The sequence below is a fragment of the Synechocystis sp. LKSZ1 genome (assembly GCF_040436315.1).
Lineage (GTDB): Bacteria > Cyanobacteriota > Cyanobacteriia > Cyanobacteriales > Microcystaceae > Synechocystis.
The window spans coordinates 1,467,957-1,479,602 of sequence record NZ_AP031572.1 but is presented as its reverse complement, the minus strand read 5'-3'; the positions used below and the strand labels follow the sequence as shown (position 1 = coordinate 1,479,602).

The following is an 11,646-nucleotide window of genomic DNA, read 5'->3' as shown; positions in this document are numbered from 1 at the left end:
TTATAGCGGAGGTTTTTACCCAGAAACCTTAAGTTTTTGCCTCCCCAGGAAAACGCCTTTCTCGGACGTCGAGACTATAGTCTTGGATGGCTTGGGTAATCAGCGGTTGCAGGGCCAGATAAACCTTGGCAAAGGGGGGGGCTTTTGCTGTTAGACCCAGGAGATCCGCCGTTACCAGCACTTGGCCATCGCAGTGGGGGCCAGCCCCAATACCAATAGTCGGAATGGCCACCATGGCGGTAATTTTTTGGGCCAAGGGAGCCGGAATGTGTTCTAGTACCAAAGCAAATACCCCTGCTTCGGCTAGGGCAATGGCCTGGTTAAAAATTCGTTCGGCGGCGAGAGCCGACTGGCCCTGTTGGCGATAGCCCAATTGGTGAACGGATTGGGGCGTTAGGCCCACATGGCCCATGACCGGAATGCCTACTTCGACGAGATGAGTCACGGTTTCCAGCAGACGAGGATGGCCCCCTTCTAGTTTGACGGCCTGAACCCCGGCTTCCTTGAGTAGACGACCGGCGGAATGAATAGCCTGGGCCAGACTTTCTTGATAACTGAGAAAGGGCAAATCACAGACCACTAGGGCCTGTTTCACCCCCCGCTTCACTGCGGCCGCATGGTGAATCATCTGGTCAAGGGTAATGGGCAGGGTATTTTCGTAGCCCAGGGCCACCATTGCTAGGGAATCCCCCACCAAAATGACATCGACCCCCACTTGGTCGAGGAGGGTAGCAAGGCTCCAATCCCAGGCGGTTAAGGCGACAATGGGACGCTGGGCCTGTTTCCGGTCCTGGAGGGTGAGGGGAGTAATGGGCATAGGAGTTTAGGCCCGCACCGCTTCGAGGATGCGGGAGAAGTAAAAACGAGTGCTGGTCATGCCATTGCGTCGTAGGGTAAAACCATTCTCTTTTAAGATTTGGACAATGTCCGCTTCCTGATGCTGGTAGGCCCGAGTGGTTTTGCTAGGGCCAGGGAAAAGCTCACCAATTTTCTTAAGTAGGGTGAGGCCGAGGGTTTTGGGGGCAAAGCTCAAGATTAAACGATGTTCTGCCAAAGAAGCTAAGTGGGCAATCATTTGGGCGGCTTCGGTGGTGGGGTAATGGATTAACACATCCAAGCAAATAACCGTGTGGTACTTGCCGCTCAACTGGGCCAGGTCTTGGGCCATAAACGTTGGACAATTCCCATAGCCCAAAATTTCCCGAGCCTTTTGTTGGGCTTCCCCGACCATTTTTTCCGAAATGTCACTGGCATAGACCAAGGCCCCACTCTGGGCCAGGGGAATACTCAGACTGCCGACCCCACAACCTGCATCACAGACCAGAAGCCCCGCCAAGTTGCCGTCGGCCCGGAGCCAATCCAGAACCGTATCGATGGTACGTTGATGGCCAATGCGAATATCTTTCTGGACTTTATTGACTTCTCCATTGCCGTAGATGCGCCGCCACCGGTCAAAACCCGTAGCATTGAAATAATCCTTAACGATGGTTTTATCATCCACTGCGTTGGTCATAACCTTGGACGTTGGGGGGTAACGTTTTGCAAAACAATTACCTACTCTACCAAGATTTGCTCCTATCTAGTGGCTTTGGGCTAGCAACTGCACTAATTGGTTGACCTGTTGAGGATTAAACACCTGGAGCAGAATCCTGGCGGCTCCCTGGGGATCAGCCGGCACTAGGACTTGGGGCAAAGACGCCTCTGCTAGTTGTTTTAGACCGGGACTGGGGGCAATTTTATCGGTCTGTTCTAATTCAATATAGTCACAGCCTTGCTTGAGATCCTTCAGCACAACAGGAGCGAGGGTACGGTAGGAGTGGCGCGGATTGGCAATGGCCTTACCGGCAAGTTGCACCAGGTCTTGCCAGCGGTTTTGTCGGGGGGCCAACGGAGCTAAGCTGGCACAGAGTTCCTGGAGGGCTTGACGGCCCGTTGGACTGACCTCCTGTTTAAAGCCCTGGAGCATTTTCCGTAGCACCGATTTAATTTCCTGGGGTGCGTTAGTCGTGGGAGCCGGAGCGGGAGTCGGTGGCGACGGGGCTACTTCAGCTTTAGGAGCACTGGTCTCGCCCTGGGTGAGGAGATAGTTGAGGTAGTTTTGCAGGTCTTCAAATTGCTGATGAGCACCTTCAACAATGGAGTCGGCTTCATCGGCCTGGAGGCCCTGGGGACTCTGGAGCTTTTCTACCAGATCCTGGAGAATATCGTAGCCCTTGAGAAAGAGGGACTCTAGCTTTTGGTCAACGGAAACGCGGTGCTCCCGCAGAATTTTAAAGGCATCTTCTAGACGGTGGGCTGTTTTTTGAATGCTGGTGTAACCCAACATTGCTGCTCCTCCTTTAACGGAGTGAGCCGCCCGGAACATCTCGTTCAGTCGCTCCTGATCATCAATGACGGTGGTGAGCTCTAGGATGCCACGCTCTAGAGTTTCAAGGTGTTCTTTGGCCTCTTCAATGAAGTAGCCGAGGATTTTCTGCTGATCCAAACTGATGTCCTCCATAAAGAGCGACTAGACCCCTGCCTGCCCGGAGGAAAGTAGGAGCATACTTCCCTTAAATGTATCGGATTTTGAGCCGGTGATCCATGGAAAACTCACCTCCTCTTATCCGGTTCAGGGCCTCTCCGCTTCCGCCTCAGGACAAGACCCTGAGCGGTCGCTCTAACGCCATTCTCCCTGGAGCGTAAACGCTGCCCAATAGTAGGGGGATTGCCATTGGGGTGTTTGCCAAAGTTTGAGCTGGGCCTGACGCAGGGCCGCACTGGGGGGGAGATTATCCCGCAGCATCCCTTCATAGAAATGAGTCATGAGGACAGCCGTCCCGGCATCATCCACATTCCAGAGGCTGGTAACGACCCGCGGGGCCCCGGCATACATAAAACCCCGCGTCAGACCGATCAGACCTTCACCCCGAATCACTTGACCCAAGCCCGTTTGACAGGCACTTAGCACCACCAAGTCTGCACCGAGATTGAGATTGTAGACGTCTTGCAAGCGTAAGAAGCCATTGATGGCGTTGCCCTGTTCATCCAGTAGGGACATAATAATGGCGGATAACTCGGGTTTTTCCGTATTGGCCAAACCATGGGTGGCAAAGTGAATGAAGCGGTATTGACTCAACTCCGGTTGCAAAACCTCGGCCTGACTGGCTTGGAAACCGAGGGCTGTCTGTCGTTGAGCTGCGGGAACTAAGGCGGCGATGGCCTGCGCTTCGGCCTGGGTACCGGGTAACCGATTCCACTCAATCCCCAAGGCCTGGGCAGCCCGGGCCACGGATAAACCAGCGGCGACGACGGTGGGCGAAGTCTGGGGTTTGTGGATGGCCCTGAATCGTTCATCCTGGGCGTTAAAGACCGGATCGGCAAATAATGTCAGGGTCTTAGGGGCCATTGGCCGTTGGCGGGCCTGTTGGCGGAGGATAGCCAGGGTAGAAGCGGAGGGAAGATAGCTCACTTCGTGCTCGACCATCAGGGGTTGCTTTTGACCGGGTAGAGGGAGGGCGGCAAAGGGAAAATACTGTAACGCGCCATCGGCCACGATTACGAATCGTTTTTGAGTAAATTGGGACTGAACCGGCCCGAGGAGGGCCTGGCCCAATTGCACTGCCGAAGCAGGGGGATAGCCGACGGTGGTTACTTTGCCTGGATGTTGGAGAAACTGACGAAATTGGCGCACGGCCTTTTCCAGTTCGGCCCTGGGCGGCAAGATATAACTGCTCATCCCCTGGGCACTCACTAGCCAGAGATAGCTCCTGTCCGTGCCGAGGTAATACTCCAGGAGCAGGGTCTGGTCATCCAATTGGCCTTGGATTTCCTGGAGGGTTAAGGGACGAGGTTGGGTCAAGGCCGCATAGTCAGGGTTTTGGCGACGAATTGTTTCCAATAGGCTTTGGTAGGCCTGGCGGGTTTGACGTAGTTGCTGATCCAGATCCGTTAACGCCTCTCCCGTTTCTCCCTTGGCCAGGACTTGCTGACGACCGGCTTCTAATTGTTGGAGTTGGATTTGTAGTTGTTGCGCCTGTTGATGGAGCTTGGGATCAAGGCCACGACGAATGTCGGTATTGGCTTCGGTGAGTAATTCCAATAAGCTACGGGCCCTGGCTCGTTCGCTCGTCTCCAGGGCCAGCCGATTGAGCCCTTGATCCGGTTGACGCTGGTGCAGTTCCATCAACAAGTCAATGTAAAACTCGTAGTAGTCCTGAACGGTAGAAAAGTAGCTTTGGCGGAGATCCTGAGATTTAACGGTATTGCGGAGGTCTTCGGTAATTGCTAAGGCCTGTTCGATCTCCCGGCGGGCTTCCGGTAATTGGCCCTGAGCCCGGTAGAGACGACTGATTTCGTAACGGGTACTGACTTCCCCTAGGCGGTCACCAAGTTGTTGCCAGAGGGTCAGGGCCTGTTGGTAGGTTTGTAGGGCCTGGGGAACTTGCTGGAGACTGACATAAATTTTAGCCAAGTTGACCAAGTTGGGGGCCAGGGCCACATTTTGTTGGGACTGTTGCAGACTAGCGACTGCTGCCTGGGCTGGTTTCAGACCCAATTCCGGCTGGCCCATGGCCAGATAAATACGCCCGTAGAAGCCATTGGCCAAGGCCCCAATCCAGGGGTCCTTAATCTGAGTCGCGATTTGTTGAATGCGTTGATTCTCCGCCAGGGCCTGGGGATAATTCCCCATCGCTTCGTAAAGACGCACCAAACTAGAGAGGGCGGCCGCTTCGGAGAGGGGTTGTTTTTCCTGCTCCCAGATCACCACGGCCTTTTGGGCTAGGGCGAGGGCTGGCGTATAGTTTCCTTTTAGCCGATAGAGATAGGTCAATCCCATCAGGGCCATGGCTTCTTGAAAACGACTTTGGGATTGTTGGGCCAGGGTTAAACCCTGTTGGTAATAGTCCAGACTGGTTTCGTAACTGCCCAGGGTTGCATAGATGTCCGCTAGGCTCAGGGTAATCCCCGTTTGCTCTGACTGGTTTTGACTGCGTTGGGCTAAGGTCAGGGCCTGGGTAAAGGCCTCTAAACTGGCTTGATATTGTCCCAAGGCTTGGTTTTCTTGGCCAATATTTTTGAGGGCAGAGGCGACCCCATCTTGGAGGCCCACGGCTTGGTAGAGGGCCAAGGCCTCTTGGTAGGTGGCCAGGGCTTGGCGGTGACGCCCCCGACTACTGTGGATGGTGCCCATGGACATTAACGTGGTGGCAGTATTATGGCGATCGCCAGCGGCCTTGAATTGTGCCAGAAGCCCTTCGAGATCTTCGAGGGTCATAATATCTCCTGGCAAAGCACGGGAACGGAGAATGGTCGCGATCTGATCCACCAGGGTTTGGTTGGTGGGGTCGAGGGCCTGGGCTTGGTTCAGCACTTTTTCCGCTTCCTGGAGTTGACCCAGGTTGATGTAAAAGATGGCTAAACTTTGCAGGGTTGCCACCTGGGCATCCTTCTCTCCCAGTTGCTGTTGTAGGGTAAGGGCCTGATTTAAAGCCGCAATGGCTGCTGGCGTTTGTCCCTGTTTGTAATAGACTTGCCCGGTCTGACTCAAGGCATTGGCCAGGCCTTGGTTATCCTGGAGTTCCCGGAACGTGGCCTGGGCTTGCTGGAGTAGTGAGAGGGCCTGGGGATAATCGCTGAGGTTGAGATAGGTCATGGCCAAACTGACCTGGAGATAGGCAGTTTCGCTACGGAGGCCTAACTGCTGAAATAACTGCAACGCTTGTTGATAGGCCTGGGCTGATTCCGAATACTGGGAGAGAGCATAGCGGACAAGACCCAGCATCTGTAAGGTCTTAGCCTGGGCTTGGGTTTGGCCCTGTTGCTGGTAGCGCTCTATGACCTGTTGCAAAATTTCCAGGGCCTGTTGACGGGATGCCGCTGTTCCTTGGATGAACAATTGCCAGGCTTGGTCTAATAAGGCTTCTGCGGTTTTCTCCCCTGGAGCTTGGGTTAGGGGGGATAAGGATGGAACCGGCCTTGCTTGAACCGGTGCCACCCAAAATGATCCGAGGCTCAACAGAAGCATTCCCAAAACCCGCCATCCCATGGCTCTCTGGCTGGAAAGACTAGGTAAAGTCGGATTTAATCGCCGCTTGGACATGGATCAAGGACACTCCCTTGGGACAAGGCTCGGAAATGGATGGTGAGTCAGGATCATCAAGTGATGGCGCTCTAGGGGGTTTCCACCAGGCGCTTTTGTAGGGAGTTAAAGCGACGCTTGGCGGTCTTATTGTCAGGATCGAGGGCCAGGGTTTGGCCATAAACTTCAACAGCCTGGCTAATCAATTGTTTCTTTTCGTAAACATTCCCCAAATTATTGAGGGCAATGACATAGTCGGGATAGCGTTTCAGGGCCTCTTTGTAGTTGCGAATGGCCAAATCGTACTGTTCCTGAGCAAAGTAGGCAAAACCGAGGGCATTGTAGATCAGAGCGATGTTTTCCGGCTCCACGTCGTCTCCCACCTTCAGGGCCTTTTGAAATAAATTGATCGATTGGACGTAGAGTTTTTTATCGAGGTAAATACTGCCGAGTTGATAGTAATCCTGGGCAGATCCCTTTTCTTTTTTCAGTTTTTCCTGGAGTTTGGCGAAGCTATTTTCTAAACGCCGGGCCTTGAGCACCTGACTCAAGACAAAGACCCCCAGACCCACCAGAATAACCAGTAAACCGGAGAGATAAAGGACGGGCAAAGTATCAGTCATAGAAATTTTAAAATATAGAACAAAAGCTTTAATAAGGACAGTGGTCACATTTTCGTATTCTAAGCCCCTGGGGAACCGGAAAGGGAAATTGGGCTGTGCTATTCTGGCAATATTTCGTTACCGCAGGGAGAGACGGGCAGACCGTGACGAATATCCTAGGAATTTCGGCTTACTACCATGACAGTGCGGCGGCCCTAGTACAGGATGGCCAAATCCGAGCCGCGGCCCAAGAGGAACGCTTTAGCCGCAAGAAACATGATGCCTGTTTTCCGGCCCAGGCCATTACCTCCTGCCTCCAATCCCAGGGCCTACTACTCCAGGACTTGGACTACATCGTTTTTTACGAAAAACCCCTCCTCACCTTTGAACGTCTGCTAGAAACCTACCTGGCCTATGCCCCCCAGGGCCTGACCTCGTTTATTTCCGCCATGTCGGTTTGGCTCAAGGAAAAGCTTTACCTCAAAACGGTGCTTAAAAAGGAATTAGCCAAATTAGCAGGCTGTTCGCTTCGGGCCTTGCCCCCCCTGTTATTTAATGAGCACCATCAATCCCATGCCGCATCGGCCTTCTTTCCCAGTCCCTTTGAGCAAGCGGCGGTTCTCTGTATGGATGGGGTGGGCGAATGGGCCACGACATCCCTTTGGCAGGGAGATGGATCGCGTCTAACGCCGGTCTGGGAAATTGACTTTCCCCATTCCCTGGGGCTACTGTACTCTGCTTTTACCTACTACACAGGCTTTAAAGTCAATTCCGGTGAGTACAAGCTAATGGGTCTGGCCCCCTACGGTGAACCGAAATACGTCGATGTCATTCTCGAGCATCTGGTGGATTTAAAGGATGACGGCACCTTTCGCTTGAACATGGCCTACTTCAACTATGCTATTGGCTTAACCATGACCAATGGCAATTTCGATCGGCTTTTTGGGGGCCCGCCCCGTCGCCCAGAAAGTCCCCTGAGTCAGCGGGAAATGGATCTGGCGGCATCGGTACAGGTGGTCACAGAGGAAATTGTTTTACGGTTGGCCAAGAGCGCCTACCAAGATCTGGACCGAGATAACCTCTGTTTAGCGGGGGGTGTGGCCCTCAACTGTGTGGCCAATGGCCGCCTAGCGCGGGAAAGTAAGTTTAAAAACATTTGGGTACAGCCAGCAGCAGGGGATGCGGGGGGGGCCATTGGGGCGGCCCTGGCGGTTTGGCATCAATACCTTGACCAACCGCGTCCGGCTACCGGCCAAGACCAAATGCAGGGGGCCTATCTGGGGCCCCAGTTTAGCAACGCTGAGATCCAAGCGGTGCTGGATGAATGGCAGGCCGTCTATCACTATTTTCCCGATGCTGACCTCTTCCCCCGTTTGGCCCAATTACTGGCGGAGGGGAAGGTGATCGGTTGGTTCCAGGGCCGGATGGAATTTGGCCCGAGGGCCTTGGGGGGGCGCTCGATCATCGGCGATCCCCGCAATCCCCAGATGCAATCGGTGATGAACCTCAAAATCAAGTACCGAGAATCCTTTCGTCCCTTTGCCCCCTCAGTATTGGCGGAACGGGTAGGAGATTACTTTGACTGGCAGGGCCCGAGTCCCTACATGCTGATGGTGGCTTCTGTACGGCCCGAGCTGTGTTTGGCCGATAGTCAACAACAACAGGCCGGCTTATTTGGTATCGATAAATTAAAGGTTCCCCGCTCTAGCCTGCCGGCCATTACCCACGTTGATTATTCCGCGCGGATCCAAACTGTCCATGCCGAGACCAACCCGCGTTACTACCAACTCCTTCAGCAATTCGAGGCCCTAACCGGCTGTGGGGTTCTGGTTAATACCTCCTTTAATGTGCGGGGAGAACCCATTGTCTGTACTCCTGCGGATGCCTACCGCTGTTTTATGCGAACGGAGATGGATTATTTAGTGTTGGAAAATTATCTACTAGCTAAAACCGAGCAACCCCAGCGGCCTCAGGATAATCAATGGCAACAGGAGTTTGAACTAGACTAGCCTTTTTCGGTCAGACTATCGCAGGGCCGCCCAAATCCCAGATAATAAGTGCCGTTTCCTTCGGAGCAAAGCCAGTGTCTGGTTCTAATAAAGTATCTCGTTCCCTAGCGGGCATCGCGGGCATCGTGGCCTTTGCGACCCTGATCAGTAAAATATTTGGCCTGGTTCGAGAACAAATCGTCGCCGCGGCTTTCGGGGTTGGCCCAGTAGTCAATGCCTACGCCTACGCCTATGTCATCCCCGGCTTTTTGCTGATTTTGTTAGGGGGGATTAACGGCCCTTTCCACAGTGCCTTGATTAGTGTGTTGGCCAAACGGGAAAAAGAAGAAGTGGCCCCCTTGGTGGAAACGGTGACTACCCTGGTTAGCTTGGTCTTGTTGGGGATGACGGTACTACTCATGGTCTTTGCTTCCGACTTAATTGACCTGTTGGCACCCGGCCTGGAAAGTTCTGTCAAGGCCATTGCGGTTCAGCAGTTACAGATCATGGCCCCCCTGGCTTTTTTTGCCGGTTTGATTGGTATTGGCTTTGGGGTCTTGAATGCAGCGGATCAGTATTGGCTCCCCAGTATCAGTCCTCTACTCTCCAGTTTGACGGTGATTATTCCCCTGGGACTGGCCCTGGCCCTCTACGGCTCCCAACTGAATACGCCTCAGTACGCCCTACTTGGCTCGGTTTTACTGGCAGGGGGAACGACGGCAGGTTGCGTCCTGCAATGGTTAGCCCAGGTGGTCGCCCAGGCCAAAGCCAATTTGGGTCGGATTCGTCTCCGCTTTGATTGGCGGCTCCCCGGTGTGAGCCAAGTCTTGGCAGTAATGATCCCGGCCACGTTCTCTTCAGGGATGCTCTACATCAATGTTTCCACCGATCTTTTCTTTGCCTCCTTTATCGAGAATGCAGCGGCTTCCCTGCGCTACGCCAACTTTATCGCCCTCACTCCCCTGGGCATTATTTCCAATATGATTTTGGTGCCCTTTATGCCGGTCTTTTCCCGCTTGGCCATTCCCGACCATTGGCCAGAGCTGAAGGTTCGCATTCGCCAGGGCCTATTGCTCACGGCTTTAACCATGTTGCCCTTAACCGCTATTTTTGCGGCCATTTCTGGGCCAATCGTGCGGGTGATCTACCAACGAGGAGCCTTTAATGCCAGTGCGGCAGAGGATGTTGCTCCTGTCCTGGTGGCCTACGGGTCAGGCCTATTTTTCTACCTGGCACGGGATGTTTTGGTGCGGGTTTTCTATGCTTTGGGGGATGGGACTCTACCCTTCAAGGTCAGTATTTTAAATATTTTGCTGAACGCTTTTCTGGATTTCTTGTTTTACAAACCCTTTGGTGCATCGGGCCTGGTCTTTGCCACCATCGGGGTCAATATTATCTCTATGGTCATTTTTCTGGGGGTGCTTCATCGTCGGTTGGGGGGCCTGCCCTTAGGAGAATGGAGCCTGGCCCTCTTGGCCCTAATGGGTATTACCACCTTAGCCGCCGGAGGCAGTCGCTTAGCTAGTCAGCAATGGGAAAATTATTTTGGCGTTAGCAACTTTAGCCTCGATCTCCTACAACTGGGGGGAGGCACCGTTATTGCGTTACTGATCTTTGGCATCCTGGCGGTACAGTTGAAATTGCCAGAGGTTGATCTGTTAGTTGAACGCTTGGCCCGCAAACTAAAAAAATCTTGAGAAGGAGATCTTTAATTCTGTGCTAGACCTCAAACAAATCCGTGATAACCTGGCTGAGATCGCCGCAGGTCTCAATCGCCGTAATGCCGACTATACTCCCACCCTACAAGACATTCTGGGGCTAGATCAACAACAACGGGAACTCGAGGCCCAGCGCACCCAACTCCAGGCCCGCAGTAATGAAATTGGCAAACTGGTGGGGCAAAAAAGTAAGCAGGGGGCCGACCCAGAGGAAATTGCGGCCCTGAAAGCCGAAGGCAATCAACTGAAAAGTCAACTCAGTGCTCTAGAACCTCAGGAAAAAGAAATCAAAGCCGAGATCCGGGCTCGGCTCCTGCAATTGCCTAACTTGCCGAGCGCCACGACACCAATTGGCAAAGATGAAACGGAAAATATAGAAGTCCGTCGCTGGGGAGATGAGTACAAGATCTCCCATGCCGTCCTGCCCCACTGGGAAATGGCAGAAAAACTAGGCATTCTAGATACTGAACGCTCTGTCAAAGTGGCCCAAAGCCGGTTTATTAGTCTCATCGGCCTTGGTGCGGCCCTGGAGCGGGCCCTGGTGAGCTTTATGCTCGACCAACAAACTAGAGCCGGTTATGTGGAAATTTTACCGCCCATTTTAGTCAACAGTGATTCTCTGTTGGGAACAGGTCAACTGCCTAAATTTGCGGAAGAAAGCTTTCAGTGCAAGGACGATGACCTCTGGTTAATTCCGACCGCCGAGGTGCCCGTGACCAATTTTTATCGCGATGAAGTGTTGGAGGCTGAGAGCCTGCCGATTAAGCACTGCGCCTATACCCCTTGTTTTCGTCGGGAGGCCGGGAGTTACGGCCGGGATACCAAGGGATTAATTCGCCTACACCAATTTAATAAGGTGGAACTGGTGAAAATTGTCCACCCCGACCAGTCTGAGGCGGAACATCAACGCCTAGTCCAAGATGCCGAGGCTATTCTTCAGGCCCTGCAACTCCCCTACCGCGTGGTAGAACTTTGCACGGGGGATCTGGGCTTCGGGGCCGCTAAATGCTACGACCTAGAGGTTTGGCTCCCTGCCGCAGGGACTTATCGAGAAATTTCCAGTTGCTCCAATTTCCATGACTTCCAGGCCCGGCGGGCCAGTATCCGCTTTAAGGAAAAGGGCAAAAAAGGGACCCAATTCGTCCATACCCTCAATGGTTCCGGGCTCGCCATCGGCCGCACCATGGCCGCCATCGTTGAAAATTACCAGCAACCTAACGGCAGTGTCCGGGTGCCTGAGGTGCTCCAACCCTACCTTAAGCGGGAATTTCTCTAGT

8 protein-coding genes are annotated in these 11,646 nt (G+C 53.5%); 3 read left to right on the top strand and 5 right to left on the bottom strand.

What is annotated here, in order from left to right; genetic code table 11:
- Positions 1 to 28: 28 nt before the first annotated feature.
- The 5 genes from panB to ABXS88_RS07020 all read right to left on the bottom strand — a co-directional run bounded on the left by panB (position 29) and on the right by ABXS88_RS07020 (position 6,684).
- Positions 29 to 817 (bottom strand): 3-methyl-2-oxobutanoate hydroxymethyltransferase, encoded by a 789-nt coding sequence (gene panB / locus ABXS88_RS07040; RefSeq protein WP_353674470.1) that lies wholly within the window; start codon positions 815 to 817, stop codon positions 29 to 31.
- Between the two features lie 6 nt (positions 818 to 823).
- Positions 824 to 1,513 carry a magnesium protoporphyrin IX methyltransferase gene (bchM, locus tag ABXS88_RS07035; RefSeq protein WP_353674469.1) on the bottom strand — a complete coding sequence of 230 codons (690 nt, stop codon included), beginning with the start codon at positions 1,511 to 1,513 and terminating at the stop codon, positions 824 to 826.
- Positions 1,514 to 1,579: 66 nt separating this feature from the next.
- Complete coding sequence (locus ABXS88_RS07030; RefSeq protein WP_353674468.1) at positions 1,580 to 2,485, bottom strand: Hpt domain-containing protein; 906 nt, start codon at positions 2,483 to 2,485, stop codon at positions 1,580 to 1,582.
- Positions 2,486 to 2,659: 174 nt separating this feature from the next.
- Entirely contained in the window at positions 2,660 to 6,082 is a 3,423-nt protein-coding gene (locus ABXS88_RS07025) for a CHAT domain-containing protein (protein WP_353674467.1), read from the bottom strand.
- A gap of 71 nt (positions 6,083 to 6,153) precedes the next feature.
- A complete protein-coding gene (locus tag ABXS88_RS07020) occupies positions 6,154 to 6,684 on the bottom strand; it encodes a tetratricopeptide repeat protein (RefSeq protein ID WP_353674466.1) in 531 nt (176 codons plus the stop codon).
- Positions 6,685 to 6,827: 143 nt separating this feature from the next.
- On the opposite strand from ABXS88_RS07020, the gene ABXS88_RS07015 reads away from it, so the two are divergent.
- The 3 genes from ABXS88_RS07015 to serS all read left to right on the top strand — a co-directional run bounded on the left by ABXS88_RS07015 (position 6,828) and on the right by serS (position 11,645).
- Positions 6,828 to 8,672 (top strand): carbamoyltransferase, encoded by a 1,845-nt coding sequence (locus ABXS88_RS07015; RefSeq protein ID WP_353674465.1) that lies wholly within the window; start codon positions 6,828 to 6,830, stop codon positions 8,670 to 8,672.
- A gap of 74 nt (positions 8,673 to 8,746) precedes the next feature.
- Positions 8,747 to 10,348, top strand: a complete 1,602-nt coding sequence (murJ, locus tag ABXS88_RS07010; protein ID WP_353674464.1) for a murein biosynthesis integral membrane protein MurJ — start codon at positions 8,747 to 8,749, stop codon at positions 10,346 to 10,348.
- A 19-nt stretch (positions 10,349 to 10,367) separates the two neighbouring features.
- Positions 10,368 to 11,645 carry a serine--tRNA ligase gene (serS, locus tag ABXS88_RS07005; RefSeq protein WP_353674463.1) on the top strand — a complete coding sequence of 426 codons (1,278 nt, stop codon included), beginning with the start codon at positions 10,368 to 10,370 and terminating at the stop codon, positions 11,643 to 11,645.
- The last annotated feature ends 1 nt before the right edge of the window (position 11,646 follow it).

Coding starts and splice junctions, on each gene's coding strand:
- panB (WP_353674470.1), bottom strand. CDS start 817: ATGCCCATTACTCCCCTCACCCTCCAGGACCGGAAACAGGCCCAGCGT.
- bchM (WP_353674469.1), bottom strand. CDS start 1,513: ATGACCAACGCAGTGGATGATAAAACCATCGTTAAGGATTATTTCAAT.
- ABXS88_RS07025 (WP_353674467.1), bottom strand. CDS start 6,082: ATGTCCAAGCGGCGATTAAATCCGACTTTACCTAGTCTTTCCAGCCAG.
- ABXS88_RS07020 (WP_353674466.1), bottom strand. CDS start 6,684: ATGACTGATACTTTGCCCGTCCTTTATCTCTCCGGTTTACTGGTTATT.